The sequence below is a fragment of the Agrobacterium cavarae genome, assembly GCF_004310285.1.
GTDB lineage: Bacteria > Pseudomonadota > Alphaproteobacteria > Rhizobiales > Rhizobiaceae > Agrobacterium > Agrobacterium cavarae.
Window position 1 is genome coordinate 30,277 of record NZ_SISF01000013.1, and the last position, 20,946, is coordinate 51,222.

The 20,946-nt window shown below is 60.1% G+C and carries 17 protein-coding genes; 10 read left to right on the forward strand and 7 right to left on the reverse strand.

Features of this window, described 5'->3' with window-relative positions; genetic code table 11:
- The 7 genes from EYC79_RS00165 to EYC79_RS00195 form a co-directional block, all read left to right on the forward strand.
- Positions 1–738 (forward strand): amino acid--[acyl-carrier-protein] ligase (locus tag EYC79_RS00165; RefSeq protein ID WP_245495150.1); only part of this gene is annotated, 738 nt, incomplete at its 5' end.
- Positions 739–754: 16 nt separating this feature from the next.
- Entirely contained in the window at positions 755–1,741 is a 987-nt protein-coding gene (locus EYC79_RS00170; protein ID WP_130976824.1) for a DUF1839 family protein, read from the forward strand.
- Positions 1,738–4,203, forward strand: coding sequence for a glycosyl hydrolase 2 galactose-binding domain-containing protein (locus EYC79_RS00175; RefSeq protein ID WP_130976825.1), 2,466 nt, complete (start codon positions 1,738–1,740; stop codon positions 4,201–4,203). Before EYC79_RS00170 ends, EYC79_RS00175 begins: the two co-directional genes overlap by 4 nt.
- Before the next feature lie 176 nt (positions 4,204–4,379).
- Positions 4,380–7,097: an ABC transporter transmembrane domain-containing protein gene (locus EYC79_RS00180; RefSeq protein WP_130976826.1), complete on the forward strand. Its 2,718-nt coding sequence runs from the start codon at positions 4,380–4,382 to the stop codon at positions 7,095–7,097.
- A 43-nt stretch (positions 7,098–7,140) separates the two neighbouring features.
- A complete protein-coding gene (locus EYC79_RS00185) occupies positions 7,141–7,596 on the forward strand; it encodes a cyclic nucleotide-binding domain-containing protein (protein WP_062424841.1) in 456 nt (151 codons plus the stop codon).
- Positions 7,597–7,766: 170 nt separating this feature from the next.
- On the forward strand, positions 7,767–8,627 hold the full coding sequence (locus tag EYC79_RS00190; protein ID WP_116494330.1) for an MBL fold metallo-hydrolase: 861 nt from the start codon (positions 7,767–7,769) through the stop codon (positions 8,625–8,627).
- Positions 8,628–8,932: 305 nt separating this feature from the next.
- Positions 8,933–10,579, forward strand: a complete 1,647-nt coding sequence (locus tag EYC79_RS00195; RefSeq protein ID WP_404944077.1) for an adenylate/guanylate cyclase domain-containing protein — start codon at positions 8,933–8,935, stop codon at positions 10,577–10,579.
- Positions 10,580–10,705: 126 nt separating this feature from the next.
- On the opposite strand, the gene EYC79_RS00200 is transcribed toward EYC79_RS00195, so the two are convergent.
- The 5 genes from EYC79_RS00200 to EYC79_RS00220 all read right to left on the reverse strand — a co-directional run bounded on the left by EYC79_RS00200 (position 10,706) and on the right by EYC79_RS00220 (position 15,566).
- Positions 10,706–11,887, reverse strand: a complete 1,182-nt coding sequence (locus EYC79_RS00200; RefSeq protein ID WP_116494184.1) for a M20 aminoacylase family protein — start codon at positions 11,885–11,887, stop codon at positions 10,706–10,708.
- 71 nt (positions 11,888–11,958) lie between these two features.
- Entirely contained in the window at positions 11,959–12,738 is a 780-nt protein-coding gene (locus EYC79_RS00205) for an amino acid ABC transporter ATP-binding protein (protein ID WP_113178101.1), read from the reverse strand.
- Positions 12,735–13,658 (reverse strand): amino acid ABC transporter permease, encoded by a 924-nt coding sequence (locus EYC79_RS00210; RefSeq protein WP_112359270.1) that lies wholly within the window; start codon positions 13,656–13,658, stop codon positions 12,735–12,737. Before EYC79_RS00210 ends, EYC79_RS00205 begins: the two co-directional genes overlap by 4 nt.
- Positions 13,655–14,545 (reverse strand): ABC transporter substrate-binding protein, encoded by an 891-nt coding sequence (locus tag EYC79_RS00215; protein ID WP_062444300.1) that lies wholly within the window; start codon positions 14,543–14,545, stop codon positions 13,655–13,657. Before EYC79_RS00215 ends, EYC79_RS00210 begins: the two co-directional genes overlap by 4 nt.
- Before the next feature lie 58 nt (positions 14,546–14,603).
- On the reverse strand, positions 14,604–15,566 hold the full coding sequence (locus EYC79_RS00220) for an ABC transporter substrate-binding protein (protein WP_130976871.1): 963 nt from the start codon (positions 15,564–15,566) through the stop codon (positions 14,604–14,606).
- A gap of 101 nt (positions 15,567–15,667) precedes the next feature.
- Between EYC79_RS00220 and EYC79_RS00225 the strand changes: the two genes are divergently transcribed.
- On the forward strand, positions 15,668–16,993 hold the full coding sequence (locus tag EYC79_RS00225) for an aminotransferase-like domain-containing protein (RefSeq protein WP_130976827.1): 1,326 nt from the start codon (positions 15,668–15,670) through the stop codon (positions 16,991–16,993).
- A 12-nt stretch (positions 16,994–17,005) separates the two neighbouring features.
- Here the strand turns inward: EYC79_RS00225 and EYC79_RS00230 are convergent, their stop codons facing one another.
- Positions 17,006–17,488: a class I SAM-dependent methyltransferase gene (locus tag EYC79_RS00230; RefSeq protein WP_062424848.1), complete on the reverse strand. Its 483-nt coding sequence runs from the start codon at positions 17,486–17,488 to the stop codon at positions 17,006–17,008.
- Positions 17,489–17,504: 16 nt separating this feature from the next.
- Positions 17,505–18,845, reverse strand: a complete 1,341-nt coding sequence (locus EYC79_RS00235) for a nucleotide sugar dehydrogenase (RefSeq protein ID WP_130976828.1) — start codon at positions 18,843–18,845, stop codon at positions 17,505–17,507.
- 127 nt (positions 18,846–18,972) lie between these two features.
- Here EYC79_RS00235 and EYC79_RS00240 point away from each other — a divergent pair, with 127 nt between their 5' ends.
- Both EYC79_RS00240 and EYC79_RS00245 read left to right on the forward strand, forming a co-directional pair.
- Positions 18,973–20,070 (forward strand): glycosyltransferase family 4 protein, encoded by a 1,098-nt coding sequence (locus EYC79_RS00240; protein ID WP_130976872.1) that lies wholly within the window; start codon positions 18,973–18,975, stop codon positions 20,068–20,070.
- A complete protein-coding gene (locus tag EYC79_RS00245; RefSeq protein WP_130976829.1) occupies positions 20,067–20,816 on the forward strand; it encodes a polysaccharide deacetylase family protein in 750 nt (249 codons plus the stop codon). The genes EYC79_RS00240 and EYC79_RS00245 overlap by 4 nt, the downstream gene beginning before the upstream one ends.
- Positions 20,817–20,946 lie beyond the last annotated feature (130 nt).

Consider the following 20,946-nt stretch of genomic DNA (forward strand, 5'->3'; position numbering starts at 1 on the left):
CCCGGCATCAACCGCGCCTATTTCGAAAAAAGCGGCTACATGAAGAGCTTCCCGCAGCTCGCCGGTACCGTCCATTCCTTCTGCGGCTGCGAGCTCGACCACGTCAACCTGTTGAAGACAATGGATGAGGGCGGCGACGACTGGGCAAAAGACCAGAAGATCACCGATATCGTGCTCACACCGGCCGCCTGCTATCCGCTCTATCCGACCATCGCCAAGCGCGGCAATCTGCCCGATGGCGGCGGTCTCTACGACATCCAGTCCTACTGCTTCCGCCATGAGCCTTCCAAGGACCCGGCGCGCCAGCAGCTCTTCCGCATGCGCGAATATGTCCGCATGGGCACCGAAAGCGACGTCACCGATTTCCGCCAGCTGTGGATGGATCGCGGCGTGGCAATGATGGAAGGCATCGGCCTCGACGTGAAGCTCGATATCGCCAACGATCCCTTCTTCGGACGCGCAGGCCGTATGCTGGCCAACAACCAGCGCGACCAGAACCTGAAGTTCGAACTACTGATCCCGGTCACGTCGACGGCCAACCTGACCGCCTGCATGAGCTTCAACTACCACCAGGATGCCTTCGGCGCGAAATGGGGTCTCAATCTCGCAGACGGCTCTGTCGCCCACACCGCCTGCGTCGGCTTCGGCCTGGAGCGACTGGCGCTCGCCCTCCTTGCCAAGCACGGGCTGGATGTCGATCAATGGCCGCAGTCGGTTCGCGACACGCTTTGGAACTGAGGCCTAAGAGGTACGCATGACGGCAATTTTTGCGGCCCTGAGCCCTGAGAGCCATGTCCCTCACCTGCTCCACGCATCCGACAGGATGTGGCCGGAAACCAATTGCTTTGTCGATTTGTGGATCGAGCTTGTGGCCTCGTGCGGCCTGCCGCCCGAAGCCATGTTCGGCTTTACCCTGACGCAGGACTTCGAGGGCGACCACTTCACCTTCTTCAAGATGCCGCTCGAAGACCTCGAAGCGCTCTATGGCATCCGCTCGACCGAGCTTGCGATCTTCGACGATGTCGAAACCCATATCGAAACGCAGCTGAAGCGCGGCCGCATTTCCCTGATCGAGGTGGACAGCTTCTACCTGCCGGATACGCATGGGGTCGGCTACCGAAACGATCACGGCAAGACGACGATTGCCATCAACCGCATCGATCGCGCCAATCTCAAGCTCGACTATTTCCACAATGCCGGCTACTTCGCGCTGGAAGGCGAGGACTATGCCGGCGTGTTCCAGCACCATCTGAGAGAGGGCGAACCGCCCTTCCTGCCCTATGCGGAGTTCGCCAAATTCCCGGAAAAGCCGGTCCCCGAAGAGCGCCGCCGCAAGGTTGCCGAACGGCTGCTGGTGCAGCATTTTTCCAGACGACCGGCGGACAATCCTATCCGGGCCTTCTCGCAGGTCTTCCCGGCACAGGTGGAAAAGGTTGCCGACCGCCCCTTCGGCTTCTTCCACAAATACGCCTTCAATACGCTGCGCCAGCTCGGCGCCAATTTCGAACTCGCCGCGAGCCACCTGCAATGGCTTGCCGGACCACAGGCTTTCGATGACGCAGCCGCCGAGGCGCTGAAGATCGCCGAAGTGGCAAAGACGGTGCAGTTCCAGCTGGCACGCGCCGTGGCGCGTCGCAAATTCGAGCCGCTTGCCACCGCTCTTAATCCCGCGGCTGACGCCTGGGATGCGCTGATGGCGAAGCTCAACTCCCATCTCGATGATGCCAGCGAGGCCGCGTGAGCGCGAGCCTTCGACATGACGCCCTCCCCGGCCAGTGGCTGACGGAGGGTTGGACGCTGACATTGACGCAAGCGGGTGCCTGCGAGCGCCCATCCGACATCCCAACAGATTCGGAAAGCCTTACAGCACCGGTTCCCGGCAGCGTCGCTGAGGCGCTGGAGAAGGCGGGCAAGTTCGACCGCTTCGATCCGAAGCCGCTCAACCATCTCGATGCGTGGTACAGACTGACACTCGAAACCGCTGAACCACAGAGCGCGACGGTGCATTTCGATGGCCTTGCGACCATCGCCGATATCTATCTGAATGATGAGCCTATCGCGCACTCCGCCAGCATGTTCGAGGCGCTGGAGGTTGACGTAACGCTTTTCGGCACGGACGAGCTGGCGATCTGCTTTCGCGCCCTGAAACCCCATCTGGAAAAGACCGGCCCCCGCGCCCGTTGGCGTCCGCAGATGATGTCGACGCAGGGGCTTCGGCTGATCCGCACGACGGCGCTGGGTTACATGCCCGGCTGGTGCCCGGAGATCCATGCCGCAGGACCATGGCGCCCAATCCGGCTGGTGCGTGACGGCGATGCGGATTTCGACCTCACCGCCTTCGCCACCGAATTGACAGAAGATGGCATTGGCATCCTCCGTGTCAGCGTTGGAGCGCGGTCATCGTCCGTTATCGAGATCGGTTGTGGGGATCGCTGGCAGACGCTTGAGCCCGTTTCAGACGGTCTCTTCTCAGCCGAGCTGCGCCTTCCGGACGTCGAGCCCTGGTGGCCCGCCACCCATGGCACGCCGACGCTGCACGAGGTTCACCTTCGCATCGGCGGCAAGACGCACATACTTGGCAAAACCGGCTTCCGCCGCATCGAGATCGATCATAGCGCGGATGGCAAAGGCTTTGGCGTGACGATCAACGGCGTCGCCATCTTCTGCCGGGGTGCCGTCTGGTCCAATGCCGATATCGTCCGGCTTGCCGGCGCCAAAGTGGATTACGAGCCCTGGCTACGGCTTGCCGCAGAGGCGGGCATGAACATGATCCGCATTGGCGGAACCATGGCCTATGAGACCAGAGACTTCTTTCGCCTTTGCGATGAACTCGGCCTGATGGTCTGGCAGGACATGATGCTCGCCAATTTCGATTACCCGGCGAAAGATGAAGGCTTCGTCGCCCATATCGAAAAAGAAACGGCGGACCTTCTGGCGAATGCTGCGCTCTCTCCCTCGCTGACCGTCATCTGCGGGGGCAGCGAAATGTACCAGCAGGGCGCGATGCTGGGCCTCGGCGAGAGCGTCTGGAAAGGTCCGCTGACCGAAGAGATGTTGCCACGCTTCATCAAAGCGCGTCGCTCCGACATCGCCTATGTCCCGAACTCACCCTTTGGCGGCGCACAGCCCTTCTTCACCGACGAGAAGGTCGGCCATTATTACGGCGTGGGCGCCTATTGCCGCCCGCTGGACGATGCGCGGCGCGCCGATGTGCGCTTTGCCGGCGAGTGCCTCGCCTTCGCCAATGTGCCGCAGCAGAAGACGCTTGATCGGCACCTGCCCGTTCCCGCCGTTCATCACCCGGTGTGGAAATCCCGCGTGCCGCGCGATCGCGGCGCCTCCTGGGATTTCGAGGATGTCCGTGATCATTATCTGAACCTCCTCTACGATCTCGACCCGTCGCGGACGCGGCGCGAAGATGGCGAGCGCTATCTCGACCTTTCGCGTGCCGCGGTTGCCGAGGTGATGGGGGCGACCTATGGCGAGTGGCGGCGCAACGGCTCCTCCTGCCAGGGCGCCATGGTGCTGACCCTTCAGGACCTCGTGCCAGGTGCCGGCTGGGGCGTGATCGATTCGACCGGCGAGCCAAAGTCGGCCTGGTATGGGCTGAAACGCGCCTTTCGCCCGGTGCAGCTGATCCTGACCGACGAAGGCACCAACGGGCTTGCCGTCCATCTCGTCAACGAGACGGCGGAAACGCGCGGCCTCATTGTCGAACTCGCCTGCCTGCGCGATGGCCTGCAGCCCGTCGTTCGAGGCCAGAAGCAGCTCGAACTTGCTCCGCGATCCAAGGCAAGCCTTGCCGCCACCGATTGTTTCGGCGCCTTTTTCGATACCACCTATGCCTATCGATTTGGCCCGCCCGCCCATGATGTGACCGTCGCCAGCCTGAAGGACGCCGTGACGGGAGAGCTGATTGCCGAAGCCTTCCATTTCCCGCGCGGCCGCGCCGCCGCCATGCATCCTGCGACGCTGACGGCGACGACGGAGCAGAAGGACGGCCGCTGGTTCCTGACGGTGACCACGGACCGCTTCGCGCAGTCGATCAGTATCAGCGCCGATGGCTTCCGCCCGGCCGATGACTGGTTTCATCTGGCACCGACAGAGGCCAGGACCATCGAGCTGATCGCAGGCGAGAATGCACCCGCCGAGCCCCATGGCGAGATCCGCTCGCTTGGGTCACGTCAGCATTTTCGGTATTGATAAAAAATGTTTCGGTTTTCCGGCCAATGTTGTAGTGAAGCGACTTGTTTCACCGGTAGGTGAACCACCATATCCCTTACCCGTTTAAGCGCTCCCTTACCCCTCCGGAGCCGCTTTGACGCGCGCATGAACATCCATTACCTTCCACTTTATCCGGCACGGCATAGAAGTCCTCGATGGAAAAAAGTCTGACGCGTTACATCTGGACGCACACCAGGAATCAGCAGCTTTTCATTCTGCTGATCGTGGCGCTGTCGATGATCCCCTACTTCCTGGCCTTCGATCTGCCCAAGCAGATCGTCAACGGCCCGATTCAGGGCGATGGCTTCGAAGGCGCCAACGCCACCCAGCTCTTCATGCATCTGACGCTGAGTATACCCTATTACGGCACCGTTACGCTGTTTCCGGGCATCGAGCTGAACCGCATGGCGACGCTGATGGGGCTCAGCCTCACCTTCCTGGCGCTTGTCATCGTCAACGGCCTCTTCAAATATTACATCAACACCTACAAGGGCCGGCTGGGCGAGCGGCTGCTGCGTCGCATCCGCTTCCAGCTGATCGACCGGGTCCTGCGCTTTCCGCCCACGCATTTCAAGCGCGTCAAGGGCGCGGAAATCTCCAGCATGATCAAGGACGAGGTAGAGCCGCTCGGCGGCTTTACCGGTGACGCCTTCGTGCAGCCGGCGCTGCTTGGCGGCCAGGCGCTGTCGGCGCTCTTCTTCATTCTGGTACAGAATTTCTGGCTCGGCATGATTGCCGCCTTCATGGCCGCCATCCAGGTCGGCATCATCCCGAAAATGCGCCGCCGCCTGATCGAGCTTGGCCGTCAAAGACAGCTGACCGCGCGCGAGCTTGCCGGTCGCATCGGCGAAATGGTCGATGGCATCGGCACGATCCATGCCTATGACACATCGAATTTCGAACGTGCCGATGCCGGCCAGCGGCTCGGCCAGATCTTCAAGATCCGCTACGACCTTTATCAGTGGAAGTTTCTGGTCAAGTTCATCAACAACTTCCTGGCGCAGCTGACGCCTTTCTTCTTCTATGCGGTGGGCGGTTATCTGACGCTGCGCGGCAGTCTCGACGTCGGTCAGCTCGTTGCCGTCATCAACGCCTACAAGGAGCTGCCCGGCCCGCTGAAAGAGTTGATCGACTGGGATCAGGCCCGTCAGGACGTGCAGGTGAAGTACGAACAGGTCTTCGAACAGTTCGATTCGCCAAGCATGATCGACCCGAAGATCCAGGATCTGGCGCCGGCAGCGGCCGCCGCGATCACCGGCCCGATCGTCATTTCGGCGCTGTCGCTGGATGATGATAGCGGCACGCGGCTGCTCGATCAGGCAACGCTCACCATCAATCCCGGCGAAACCGTCGCGATCGTCGGCAGCGCCGGGGCGGAGGCGCTGGCAGATGCTCTGGGACGCACGCTCTGGCCGAGCTCTGGCAAGATTTCCATCGGCGACACCGACTTCCACGACCTGCCCGAATCCGTAACCGGACGGCGCATTTCCTATGTCTCGGCCGACAGCTACTTTTTCCATGCCAGCCTGAAGGACAATCTTCTCTATGGGCTGAAGCACGCGCCGCTCAAACCCCGGCAATATGAGGGGGCCGAGCTCGAGCATCGCAAATGGGAAATCCGCGAGGCCAAGCTTGCCGAAAATCCGGACATGGATCTCAACGGTGACTGGATCGATTACCAGTCCAGCCCTGCCGGCAGCGAGGATCCCGAGCACTTCCTCAAATCCATGCTTGCGGTTCTCGACACGGTCCAACTTTCGCCCGACGTGCTGGAATTTGCCCTGCGCTCCTCCATCGACCCGCTGACCGATCTGCATCTGGCCGCCCGGATCGTTGAGCTGCGTCGCGTGCTGCGCAGCGAACTGGAACGCGAGAACCTCTCCGGCCTCATCGTCCCCTTCGAACCGGACAGCTACAATAGCGAAGCGACGGTGGGCGAGAACATTCTCTTCGGCACCATGCGCGATCCCACGAACACCAGCCGCAAGATCATCGAAAGCGATTATTTCCGCGCGCTGATGCGCGAGACGGGCCTGTCCCACACGCTCTTCGAAATGGGCTATACGATTGCGGAGAACATCGTCGAAATCTTCTCCGACCTGCCGCCGGATCATCCGCTGTTCCAGCAGCTCAGCTTCATGACGGCGGACGATATTCCCAACTATCAGCAGATGCTGCAGCGTCTGCAAGGCAAGAAGTATGACGATGCGAGCGAGGCAGACCGCCGCGCCATGATCCGCCTCAGCTTCTTCTACGTCGAACCAAGACAGCGTTTCGGTCTGTTGACGCCAGAGGTGATGAACCGCATCGTCGAAGTGCGCCACATGTTCCACGAGAACCTGCCGGGAGACCTTCGCGACGTGATCGAGCCCTACGATCCGGATCAATATGCCGCCTCCACCAGCCTGCTCGACAACATCCTCTTCGGCAAGGTCAGCCATCGTTACACCGATGCCTCGCGCCGTATCACCCGGATCGTCGCCGATGCCATGCGCAAGCAGGGCGTTTACGAGCGCGTTCTGGCCGTAGGGCTGGAATTCAACCTCGGCGCCGGCGGCAAGCGGCTTGGCCCATTGCAGCGCCAGAAGCTCAATCTCGCGCGCGCCCTGATGCGCCGCTCGGATTACTACGTGCTCAACCGTCCGTTACCGGGCCTCGATCACCGCCTGCAGCAGGAGATCGTCGACAACGTCATCGCCTTCTTAAGGAGAGATGGCGCAAATCCGGCAGTCTTGTGGGTCTTGTCGAACCCGTCGCTTTCCAAGATGTTCGATAGGGTTATCGTTGTTAACCACGGTACAATTGTCGCAGACGGATCATACGAGACTCTTATGCAAGAAAACGGTACATTCAAGGAAATGATCGCGGCCTGATACATTGCAGGCGCCCGACAGGAACACGAACCAGGACAAGGCTATGCTTTTCAAAGATGAAATTCAGATGCTGAAACGCGTTCCCTTCTTTAGCGAGATGGAACCGTCGAAACTCAAGTTGCTTGCTTTTGCTTCGGACCGCGTTTCCTATCTTGCAGGAGACGAGCTATTCCGGCAGGGCGATATTGGCGATAGTGCCTATGTGCTTCTGACCGGCAAGGTCGATGTTCTGATCGACTCTCCGTCGGGCCAGATCAAGCTGACGGAAATGAGCGGCAATGCCATCGTCGGCGAGATCGCCATTCTTTGCGACAGTGTCAGAACCGCGACCGTGAAAGCCTCGACGCCGGTGGAGGCGCTGCGCATCGGCAAGGAGCAATTCTTCAAGCTGATGTCGGACTTCCCCGAGATCACCATCAAGGTCATGCGTGTTCTGGCCGAGCGTCTGACGCAGACGACGACGGAACTGAGCAAGGCTCGCGCGCATTCAAGCGTTTGATAATATATTCTTCCAGACTGCGGCGCTTTAAGGAAAAAATAAAAGTGGTGCTGCAGTCATAAAACTGAAATGCTGCGTGGAGTAGGCACGCGCCAGTTGTTGGCGAAGAGAAAACGGGACCCTACGGAGGAAGCGTTGAGACGGGTTGCCGTGGCAGGTTGGGGTATATGATGGCGTTGAATTCCGACGGAGACCGTCGGGGCAATAGACAGGAATTCCGGGTCAAGATCTGGGGAGCGCGAGGGACGCTTCCTGTATCGGGAGAAAAATTCCACAAATATGGCGGCAACACGATCTGCATCGAGGTTCGATGCGGCGAGCATATCCTGCTCTTTGACGCAGGCTCGGGTCTTCACCCGGCCGGTCTGGCGCTGAGGGCCGAAGGTGCCGGCAGCGTCGACATGTTCTTCTCCCATTGCCACTACGACCACATTGTCGGCTTTCCCTATTTCAAACCCTTCTTTAAGCGCGAGAACGACGTTCGCATTTGGTCCGGCCATCTGGCAGGCCAGAAGACCACCCGCGACATGCTGCGCGAATTCATGAGCCCGCCTTGGTTTCCCGCACCACTCGACATTTGCTGCGCCCATATCGATACCCGCGATTTTACCGCCGAAGACACGCTGTCGGTCCATCCGGACCTGTCGATCCGCACCGGTATGCTCACCCATCCGGGCAACGCCATCGGCTACCGCATCGACTGGCAGGGCAAGAGCCTTGCCATCATCACCGATACCGAGCATGAGCCGGGCAAGCTTGACAAGGCCGTGCTGAAGCTCATCGACGATGTCGATCTCTTTCTCTATGACGCGAGCTTCACCGACGCGGAAATGGAGCTTTACAAGGGGTATGGCCACTCCTCCTGGCAGCAGGGGATCAAGCTTGCCAAACATGCCAACGCAAAATCGGTCGGCTTCATTCACCACGCCCCCTTCCGCACGGATGATGAACTCGACCAGATCGACCAGGATGCGAAGAAGGAATTTGCCGGCGCCTTTGCAGCCTATGACGGGCAGACGATCGAGCTTTAGGTCTTTGTTTCATCGCATGTCGTTGTCGCAAAACCGCTGCATAGTTTTGCGCGGATCATGCTTTAGGCCGGCGGCTGCCTCGAATAAGACTAAAAAACATTATCTCCGTGAGGCTCAGGATTCGTCTTGAGCAGGCAACGACAGCCGGTGTATCGGCAGGTCACGACCAAGCGTGCTCCTGCGGACCGCGACAGACGACGATTATTTGAATATCCATTTGTATTGAACGAGATTTGAGGTCGGGATTGGCGCAATACGTGACAGAGACCTCTTTGCGGCGAGCGCGACTGCTCTCAGGTCTCGTCATGCTGGCCTTCGTCGCCTGTCACCTCTTCAACCACGCCCTTGCCCTGATTTCCATCGATACGGCTGAATATGGCAGAGGCTGGTTCAGTATCCTCTGGCTGAACCCGGTCAGCAGCGTCATTTTCTACGGCTCGGTCGTCGTTCACCTCTTCCTCGTGTTGCGCTCCATCTACCTGCTGCGATCGCTGCAGATGCCGTGGCGCGAAGCGCTGCAAATCCTGCTCGGCCTGGCTATCCCCTTCCTCATCATCGACCACGCCGCCGGCATCCGCTTCTCACGCATGCTCTTCGGCATCGATGAGGGCTATGACGTCGTCATCCGCCGGTTCTGGATCATGTCCCCCTATCTCGGCCTTCGCCAGAGCATTGCGCTGGTGCTGATCTGGGCGCATGGCTGTCTCGGCGTCTATTTCTGGCTGCGGTACCGAAGCTGGTACCGGCAGGTGGCGCCGTATCTGTTGATGTTTGCGGTTCTGCTGCCCATCATGGCGCTTCTGGGTTTCAGCGATGCCGGGCGGCAGATGGAGATGGACCTTCCCGCCGATCATCCCCATTCCGAAGCGGGGATGCGCTCGCCCTCAGACCCGCCGCCCGCCCCTTCGCCACGGTCGCCGGAGCGCCAGGCGACGATATCGCATATCACCTTCGGGATACGTCTTGCCTTCGGCGCGGCTGTCATCCTGACATTTGCCGCGCGCGCCATAAGAGGCTGGCGGCAGAGATCGCGCGGCTTCGAAATCCTGTATGAAGACGGCCATGCGCTGCGCGCGCCCGCGGGCTTCAGCATTCTGGAGGCAAGCCGGCTCGAAGGTATTTCCCACTTCTCGGCCTGCGGCGGCAAGGGGCGGTGTTCCACCTGCCGCGTCAAGATCCTGGAATCGGAGGCCCCCCTGCCGGAGCCGGGCGATATCGAGCGCGCCACCCTGCAGCGTATTCATGCCGATTCCGATGTGAGGCTCGGCTGCCAGCTTCGTCCGACCGGTCGCGTCAAGGTGGCGCTGCTTCTTGCCGCCCGCCAGCAGGATGATGCACCGGCCAATAACGAGCCGATCCGCCCCGGTCGCGAAGAGGAGATTGCGGTTCTTTTCTGCGATCTCAGAAACTTCACCGCCCTTTCGGAATCGCGCCTGCCCTACGACATGGTGTTTCTGCTGAACCGCTACTTCACCGTCGTTAGCCAATCGGTGGAGCAGGCAGGCGGGCGCATCGACAAATTCATCGGCGATGGCGCCATGGCGCTTTTCGGTCTGGACGGCAACCGGGAAACCGCCTCGGCCGATGCGCTGAAGGCCGCCTGCCTGATCCTGCGCAATGTCGAGAAGCTGAATGAAGAACTGGAACAGCAGTTTGCCGTGCGCCTGCGCATCGCCATCGGTATTCACGCTGGCCCGTCGATCGTCGGCATCATGGGCTATGGCGCGGCAAAGACGCTGACGGCGATCGGCGATACGGTCAATGTCGCAAGCCGCCTAGAGACGGCCGCAAAGGAATTCGACACCTCCATCGTTGTCTCGGAACCGGTGATGGTCCAGTCCGGGCACAAGCGTGACGGACTTCGAAGCCGCACCATTCCCATCCGCGGCCGCAGTTCGGAGATGAAGGTCTTTCTGATTTCCGAAGAAGAAAGCCGAGTGCTGCTGTCTTGACCTGAACGTGACCCGAGGCCTGCGTCATCTGATGAGCGCATCCCATGAGATAATGCCGTCGATTTTATGCTTCGGACCAAGGGTGCTTTGCTCGGCCGAACGACGTTCGGCCAAGCCCTACATCACTTACGCTGCAAGAAATCGTTCCGCCAGGCGAGCCCACAGAGCCGCACCCACGGTCAGGCTGCCATCGGCAAAATCATATTTGGGACTGTGGAGAATGGCGGAATCCATTCCGTTGCCCAAGCGCAGGAAGCTGCCTGGCTTTCGCTCGAGAAAATAGGAAAAGTCCTCGCTGCCGGGGATGAGCGGGCAGGTGGCGACCTTGTCGGAGCCGATCAGCTCTTGCGCCACGAGCCGCGCAAAATCCGTTTCGGCCTCGGAATTGGCAACCACCGGGTAGCCATGCTCGTAATCGACCTCGATTGTAGCATCATAAGCGTCTGCCATGGATCGGGCGAGCTTGGTGATGCGCCGCTCCAGAAGTTCGCGGATCTTGGGCTCGAAGCAGCGCACGCTCAGCGCCAGCTTTGCATATTCGGGAATGACGTTCACCGCTTCTCCCGCATGGATGGTGCCGACGGTGACCACCGCCGTCTGGGTAGGATCGATGTTGCGGGATACGACCGTCTGAAGCGAGACGACGAGGTTGCAGGCCACCATAATGGGATCGATGGTGAGGTGAGGACGCGAGGCATGACCGCCCTTGCCCTTGATGGTGATGTTGACCGTATCGGAAGATGCCATCATCGGCCCCGAACGCGTCAAGATCGTCCCTTCCGGTGCGCCAGGGTGGTTATGCAGGCCGAAAATCGCGTCGATCGGGAAGCGCTCGAAAAGACCATCCTCGATCATTTTCTGCGCGCCGGATGGCTTCCCATTTTCTTCCGCCGGTTGGAAGATCAGGGTCACCGTGCCATCGAAACGGCGAGTGCGAGCGAGATATTCCGCTGCACCAAGCAGAACGGTCGTGTGCCCATCATGGCCACAGGCATGCATTTTGCCAGGCGTCTTGCTGGCATAGGGTAGTCCCGTTTCCTCCAGGATTGGAAGCGCATCCATATCGGCGCGAATGCCGATGCTCTTCTTTCCAGTACCGTTCGTCAAGCAAGCCACAACGCCGTGACCACCGACATTCCGGGTGACCTCGTAGCCCCATCCTTCCAGCTTCTCCGCCACATAGCGGGCGGTTTCGGCCTCCTCCAGTGAAAGCTCCGGATTGGCATGCAGATACTGGCGCGTGGCCTTCAGCCCCGCCTCCATCGGCTCGAAATCGGATACGCGGGCATAGTGATTGTCGTTCAGCATTGGGTCCACCAAGATCTTGAAAAAGGACGCCAGCCGTGAGGCTGGCGCCAAGTTGGGGAAAGATCGCGCGCTTACAGGAAGCGCGAGAGAAAGGCCTGCGTGCGCGGATGTTGCGGGTTGCCGATAACCTCTTCCGGCTTGCCCATCTCCACGATGTGGCCGCCATCCATGAAGACCACGCGATCAGCGGCCTCTTTCGCAAAGCCGATTTCGTGCGTGACGACGATCATCGTCAGACCCTGGCTGGCAAGATCCTTCATCGTGGCAAGAACTTCACCGACAAGTTCCGGATCGAGTGCGGATGTCGGCTCATCGAACAGCATGAGCTTTGGCTTGATGGCCAGGGCACGCGCGATTGCGACACGCTGTTGCTGCCCACCGGAAAGCTGACGCGGATAGGCGGAGGCTTTCTCCGACAGGCCGACCCGCTCCAAAAGACGCATTGCGTTTTCGGTCGCACTCTTGCGGCTCTCGCCGTGAACGCCGACGGGTGCTTCGATGATGTTCTGCAACACCGTCATATGCGGGTAGAGGTTGAACTGCTGGAACACCATGCCGATCTTGCGGCGCTGGCGCGCAATGCCGTTGGCGGAAAGCTTCTCCAGGCGGTTGTTCTTCACCCGGTACCCCATCTGCTCACCGTCCACGGCAATTGCGCCTTGCTGGATGGTTTCCAGATGGTTGATGCAGCGCAGGAAGGTTGATTTTCCCGAGCCTGAGGGCCCCAGAATGACCACCACCTCCCCTGGCATCACATCCAGATCGATGCCCTTCAAAACCTCGAGATGATCGAAGGATTTATGGACGTTTCGCGCCACGACGAGAGGCTTGGTATCTGCAACTGCGGTCAATGGCTTGCCTCCTCGTCGAGAGCAGGCCTGGCAACGCCTGCATTGCGGCGATCACTGCGACCGTAATAGGCCTCGATGTAGCTCTGTCCGATATTGAGGACGGAGGTAATGAGCAGATACCAGATCACTGCGACCAGAAGCATCGGAATGATTTCGAAGGTCCTGTTATAGATGGACTGAACCGAATAGAGCAGGTCGGCCATCGCAATCACGCTGACGAGCGAGGTTGCCTTGATCATGCTGATCAGCTGGTTGCCCGTTGGTGGAACGATGGAGCGCATCGCTTGGGGAATGATGATGCGCCACAGAGCGCGCGCCTTCGTCATGCCGAAGGCTTCTGCGGTTTCTGCCTGGCCGCGATCGACCGAGAGAAGGCCGCCGCGAATGATTTCCGCCATATAGGCCGCCTCGTTGAGAGCCAGGCCGACGATTGCCGCGGTCATCGGCGTGATGACGGAATTGGTATCCCAGCTCGCAAGGGTCGGCCCGAAGGGGATCGATATGGAGAGCTGCGGAAACAAGGTGGACATGTTGTACCAGAAGATCAACTGGACCAGCAGCGGCGTGCCGCGGAAGAACCAGATGAACAAGGAGGCAAAGGAGCTTGCCAGCCCATCCTGAGACATTTTGGCAATGGCGATGATCAGACCGAGAATGACGCCGAGGATCATGGCGATGACGGTGAGCCCAAGGCTGACATACAGGCCGCTGATGACCACAGGATCGAAGAAATACTGAGCAACGACAGGCCAGCCGAAGTTTTCGTTGTTGGCAACGATCCAGGCGAAGTTGACGACGAAGAGCGCAATGACCAGCCAAAGCACAAGGCGGCCGGTGCGGAACGGGGTGTGGGCTGTCGCCACATCCCGCAGATCGGTGCCACCCAAGGATGGCACTTTCGTTTCAACAGGGCTCGTCATTTTGGCAACTGGCCCCCGAGGTTGATGCCCGGCTGCTTGAGGATGTTATTCTCAAGACCCCACTTCTTCATGATCGTCTCGTAGGTTCCGTTGTCCATGAGGACCTTGATGGCATCGAGAAGGACCGGACCGAGTTCCGAACCCTTCGGAACGACGGCGCCCTGATACAGATCGTCGAAGCCGTTCTTCTGGCCAACGCCGGTCAGTTCCAGCTGGCCATTCGCCTGGGACACGAAGTAGGTTAGCGGCGCCTGCGAGGAGAAAAACGCATCGGCGCGCTTGGAGCGAACCGCAAGAATTGAGCTTGGCTGATCAGTGTAGGATTGTACCTCGATAGCAGCCTTGCCATCAGCCTTGCACTTTTCCGCCTGGGCCTGGATCACGCGCTCTGCCGAGCCGCCCGCCATGACGGCGATGCGCTGGCCGCAGGATGTGTCGAGCGAAACGATGCCCTTGGGGTTGCCCTTGTGAACGGCAAAGACCACGAATTCCTGCACCCAATCGACGAAATCATTCGATTCTTCACGGCTCTTGAAATCGCCGACAGGCCCGAAGGCGAACTGGTAGCGCCCGGAATTGACGCCTGCCAGAAGCGCTGGCAATCCGCCCACGGTTGCATGCTCGATCTTGATGCCCAGCACTTCGCCGAGCGCGTCGGTCAGGTCGGCGCTGGCGCCTTCCATCTTCGTGCCAGTCACGATTTCATAAGGAGGGAAGGATCCGTTATTGACGGAAATCATCTTCCCTTCGGAGCGGATCTTTTCCGGCAGGCGGGCGCGAAGTTCCTCATTCACACTCTGTTTGGGAATGGCCGCCGTTTCGGCAAGAGCCGGTGTGGCAAGAATGAGCCCGGAAAGGGCGATGGAAGCAATGAGTTTCGGATGCATTTGGAATTCCCCTTTTTTGTATGCAGCGATTTGAATTGCAAAGGCCTGACTATGGTCGTCAGTTGACCTCAGCATGCAGCGGAAACAACTCCGCAGGCGTCAGCAGACGCGGCAGAATGTCCTGAGCATGAAGCTCGTGGGCGAAATCGGCGATCATGACTTTGTTCTCCTTGAAGCCGCTGACATTCCAGTGCGGCGGCAGGTCTGCGGCGCAACGGCGCAACTCATCGATCATCCACGGCGTCGTGTCGGCGTATTTCTCTCGCTTCTCCAGCCACATGCGCTGCGAAGCATCGATGAGCGCGCTAAGCTCGTCCATCACCCATGGATTTTCGCGCACGAACTGCGCCTTGAAACCGATCAGATGCATGCCAGGTACGTAGCCGACCTCGTTGAAATAGGCGACTTCGGACGCCCGGTAGTCCGGTAGGACCTGACGCAACGGAGAGTCCTGGTCGAAGAAACCCTTCGGCATGAAGGGCGTGAAGATGGCATCCAGCCGGCCATCCTTGAGGAGATCCACCATCGGGCGTTCGCCAGGCGCCGCCTCGATCCGGCCCGGACGACCGAAACCATCCAGACGGTCGGTGATGGGATGCGCTTCCGTCAGTCGGCCAGCGTACCACATGGCGTCCTCGACGCCCACGCCTTCGCGACGGCAGGCCGCGCGGGTCCATGTATTGCCGGAATCACGCCAGCCCGTCACGCCGATCTTCTTGCCGGCAAGATCAGCAAGTGTGCGGATCGGGCTATCCTTGGTGGTGATGATGCAGCGATGGCGAAAACCGCGCATGATGAAGTTCGGCATGCCGATAACGCTCTCATCGCCGTCATGGCGCATCTGCGCATAGCGGCTGAAAGACGTTTCGGCAGCGTCATGCAGATCGTCCTCAGCGACATTGGAGACGAGCGTGCCGACGCGATCGACCTCGATCTCAAGCTTTGGAGACGAGACGTCTCCCAGAACGAGCGGCGTCATATAGTCCCAGTCGCGAAGGGCAAGACGAAGTTTCAGCGGCATCATTTGGCACTCATTTATTTTCCATTCCCGAAAGATTAAATGTACACTCGTAAGTGCACAAATGTTATTACGTTATTGAACATTTAAAGTGAGAGAATGAAGTGACCGATATTTGCGAGGCCCGTTGGCTCGCCGAGAGAATTACCAACAAGACGATCCGCGGCATCGCACTGGAAACAAGCGCACTCGTGAGGGCTGGCGTTCTGCCGGTGGGAACGCGGCTTCCTGCCATGCGCGACCTCGCCTACGAACTTGGTGTCAGCCCGGCGACAATTTCCGAAGCCTGGAGCGAACTACGCCAGCAGAAGATCATCAGCGGCCGTGGTCGTAACGGGACATGGGTCTGTGCGGAACGCTTCATTGTCAAGCCGGAGCGTCTGGCGAGCGCCGGTCATTATGGCGCCAATGTTCTCGATCTTTCGATGGCTGTGCCGGACCAGGCGTTGCTGCCGCCGCTTGCCAAGGCAATGGTCTATGCGACATCCGTCGGCGACCTGAACAGCTATGCGCGCAGCCGGATCGTTCCCGAACTTCGAGACGCGATTGCGGGCGATTGGCCCTATGAGCCGGAAGCCTTTCTTGCCATCAATGGTGGCTATAACGGCGTCTACACCACGCTGCGCGCCCTAGTACGCCCGGGATCGGTGGTTGCCGTCGAGCATCCCACCGCCATGCGGCTTCTGGATATTCTGGAAGATCTTGGTGTGAAGATCGTGCCGGTCCTGTCGGATAGCGAGGGACCACTGCCCGCATCCTTGAGCCAGGCGCTCGCCGAGCGGCCCGCCGCCTTTCTCTTCCAGCCCCGCCTTCACTCCGTCACCGGCCAGACCGTTACCCTTCAACGCATTGAGGCGCTTGGAGATGTTCTGGCCGAAAGCGATACGCTGATCATCGAAGATGATGGCCTGGCAGATATTTCGGCAGAAAGACCGGTCTCTCTCGGCAAGCGCTTCCCGGATCGAACAGTGCGGATCGTATCCTTCTCCAAGACGTTAGGTCCCGATTTACGGTTGGCGGTGCTTTCCGGCTCGGCTTCTATCGTTGAACAGATCCAATCCTACCGCGCGTTTAGCGCGGGATGGACCAGCCGGGTTTTGCAGGCCGCCGTCGCCTGGTTGATCAGGGACGAGGAAACCTCTCAGATTGTGGCAGCTGCGCGCGCCACCTATCAGGAACGACGCGACACATTGGCCCGCGAGCTGCGCGAGCGCGGCGTCCAAACCATTCCGGGAAGCGGCCTCTGTCTATGGGTGCCGGTGCAGTCCGAACCTTTCGCCATGGTAACCCTGGCAGCCAGAAACATTGCCGTGGTACCCGGCAACAAGTTCTCCATCCTGCCCAGCGCTCATATCCGTGTGGCGACCAGCAAGCTCACCTCCGGCCACGCGCAGGTGGCCGAGGCGATAGCACTCGCCCATGTCATATAGAGCGTTGACGCCTCAAATCTTCCGATACAGAAAATACCGATCCGTCGGCACCGTGTCCGGTACCGACAGCGGATCGAGGCTAGGCTCCTTCAGCGGCAGGCCGCTGATGGCAATGCCGCCCTTGGCCAGCATGCCCGAAACGATCTGCGGCAGCCATGTGAGCGTCACCGCATCCTTCTCGTCATAGCCGGTGCCGATATCGGCATGGACGAGGGCCGCACCGATGCCCACCCACTCCTTCGCCGTCTGGTCGATTTCGCCCAGCACCAGATTGCCCTCTTCCGGCACGGAGGAGGCATGTGCCCCCATGGCGCGGTCGAAGGCGACGATGCGGCGATCGGGAAACAGCTCGCGCAGATGGTTGAAGGTGCGCCCATTGCCGAGCCCGATCTCCATGATTGGACCTTCGGCTGGCAGATCGAGATCGCCATGCACATGGTTCAAGATATCGCGCTGGGCGCTGAGGCGGCGGATGAAGCTGTCCAGTCTGCTCATGTGAAGGGGTTTCCGATCAGGCCTTGAGGATGTGGCTTGCGCTGATGCCGCGACGGGCAAAGGCGTTGCGCGTATCGATGATCAGGGGCGACCAGTCGGCAAGCTGCTGGTAATCGACGTTGTCATGGTCCGTCGAGACCAGCACCGCGTCGAAGCTGCCAATGCTGTCCTTGGTCCAGGCGACGGACTTCATGCCCATCAGCTCGCTATATTCGCGCGTCTTGGGGATTTCCGCCACGTAAGGGTCATGGAAGGCGACATTGCCGCCGCGCTCGAGAATGAGTTCGATCAGCTTCAAGGACGGGCTTTCGCGAATATCCGGCACGTTCTTCTTGTAAGCCAGCCCCAGCACCAGCACCTTGGAGCGGCTGAGCGCCTTGCCCTGATGGACGTCCAGCGCTTCCGCCAGCCGCCCGACGACATGGCGTGGCATGGCCGTGTTGATCTGGCCGGCGAGTTCGATGAAGCGGGTGGGGAGTTCGTACTCCTTGGACTTCCAGGTCAGGTAGAAGGGGTCGATCGGAATGCAGTGTCCGCCAAGACCGGGGCCGGGATAGAAGGGCATGTAGCCGAAGGGCTTGGTCTTTGCCGCATCCACCACTTCCCAGATGTCGATGCCCATCGCCTCGTAGACGACCTTCAACTCGTTGACGAGCGCGATATTGACCGCACGAAAGACATTCTCGGTAATCTTGACCGCTTCGGCCGTGGCCGTGGTGGAGACGGGAATGACCGTCTTGACCACGGAGCCGTAAAAGGCCGTCATCAGTTCCGCCGCATCCGGCCCGTCCCCGGCCACCACCTTCGGAATGGTGGAGGTGTGGAAGTCACGGTTGCCGGGGTCTTCGCGCTCGGGCGAAAATCCGAGGAAGAAATCTTCGGTCGACTTCAACCCGGTCTTTTCCAGGATGGTCTTGACGATGCCATCGGTGGTGCCGGGATAGGTGGTCGATTCCAGCACCACGAACTGACCGGGGCGAAGCGTTTCGGCAATCTCGCGGCAGGTGTTCTCCACATAGGAGAGATCGGGATCGCGATACTTGGTGAGCGGGGTCGGAACGCAGATCGCAATCACGTCGCAGTCGCCAAGCTTGGAGAAATCGCTGGTGGCTTCGAAAGTCCCGTTATCACAGGTGCTCGCAAGAATGTCATCTGGCACCGCTTCAATGTAGCTCTTGCGCGCCTCGACGGCCTTGATCTTGCCCGGATCGATATCGAAACCCGTCACCTTGAAGCCCGAGGTGGCGATCGTCATGGCAAGCGGCAGGCCCACATAGCCAAGGCCGATGACACCCGCCCGCGCCTCTTTCGATTGAATGAGGTCGAGAAGTCGCTGTGCGTGGGGAGAAGAGGTCAAAGCGTTTTGCGTCCTGCGCGCGAGGAAAACATGCACTTCAGTTGGGCGAGAAGACCCATGGTGTCAAGGCTGCAACGGTCTAAATTACAGTTGACGAAGCGTCAGCCGAGAACGCATGACTGGAGCCATGAAGATCGCGTTCTACTGCCCGATGAAGTCTCCGAACCACCCGGTCCCCTCCGGCGACAGGCTGATGGCAAGGCTGTTGATGCAGGCCATGCAACTTGCCGGTCATGAGGTCGAGGTGGTCTCGGAACTGCGGTCCTTCATGCGCGAGCCCAATGGCGAAGAGGCGGATGCGCTGGCGCGTGACGCGGAGCAGGAACGGCAGCGCATCTCGGCGCTCTGGAAGAGCCATGGCACTCCCGATCTCTGGTTTTGCTACCACCCCTATTACAAGGCGCTCGATCGTCTGGGGCCACAACTCAGCCACTCCTATGCCATCCCCTATGTGACGGCGGAGGCCTCCTACTCTCCCAAGCGCAATGCGTCGGGCTGGGCGGAGGTTCAGGCGACGCTGCTTAAGGATCTTAGCCTTGCCGCGGTCAATATCTGCTTCACCCATCGCGACCGCGACGGCCTGCGAAAGGCCAATCCGGCGATGCGCCTGCAGATGCTGCCACCTTTCCTCGACACCTCCCTTTTCGAAGCAAAGACCCCGGCACCGCAAGCCGGGCGAATGGCGACCGTGGCAATGATGCGCGCGGGCGACAAGCTCAGCAGCTATGAGGCGCTATCGGCAGCATTGGCACGCCTGCCGCCCAATCTCGACTGGACGCTGGATATCATCGGCGACGGGCCAGAACGTCAGGCTGTGCAGCAGCTCTTCCAGGCGATCGCGCCGCATCGCCTCGTCTGGCATGGCGAAAGGACGCCGCAGCAGATTGCCGACATCCTGTCCTGCGCCTCGCTCTATCTCTGGCCCGGCCATGGCGAGGCCTATGGGCTTGCCTATCTGGAAGCGCAGGCCGCTGGTCTGCCGGTCATTGCCGAGCGCATCGCGGGCGTGCCGGAAGTGGTGATCGATGGAAAAACCGGCATTCTGACGGAGCCCGGAGAGACGCAAACCTATGCGGATGCCATAAAAGACCTGTTGACCGATCGGGAAAAGAGACAGGCCATGGCAGACAATGCGCGGACATTCGTCATCGAGGAGCGTTCACTGCGCAAGGCCGCATCGACGCTCGACCGGATTCTGCAAGACGCCAGAGGAAACGCACCATGACGGAAAAGAGACTTCTGGACACGCTCGACAGCTTTGTGAGCCGCGGCATTGCCGCCGACCTCTGGCTGCGCGACGACGATGCGACCGAGCCGACGACAGCGCTCGACCGCCTGCTGGCGCTATCCGACCGCTATGCCGTGCCGATGACGCTGGCGGTCATTCCCGAGCCGACCGGTGATGCCTTGGCGCGTCGGCTGGACAGCGCCGACAAAATCGATGTCGCGGTGCATGGCTGGGCGCATCAAAATCATGCCGGACCGGAGGAGAAGAAGCGGGAGCTTGGGCTTCATCGCCCCAAGGACACCGTGCTTGGCGAATTGCGTGCCGGCTTTGAAAAGCTGCAGATCCTCTTTCCGAGCTGCTTCGTGCCGATGCTGGTGCCGCCATGGAACCGGGTCGATCCGGACATCGTCGAAGGCCTGCCCGCCATCGGCTACCGGGCGCTGTCGGTCTATGGACCGGAAAAGACTGCACCTCTTGCTCTCTTGAACACCCATGTCGATATCATCGACTGGCGGGGAACGAGAGGCGGCAAGGATCACGATCTGCTCTTTGCCGAGACCGCCGAACGCATGGTGGCGGCAGAACCAGGTTCAAGAACCACCGGCATCCTCACCCATCACCTCGATCATGACGAGACGGCATCGGCCTTTCTCGATCGGCTGTTTGCGCTGACGGCCAACCACCCCGGCTGCCGCTGGCGCAGCGCCGGAGCGCTGGTCGAAGAGGCCGGCTCGGCGGCCTGATGCCACGCGACAAAATGTCGAATATCAAGTCGGTCCGCGCAGGCGTAAGCACACGGTCAGAGAGCCACTAAAGCGCCGTGCGCCCTATGGGCGCACAAAGGACGCTTTAATTTTTGGGTCTACGCATCGT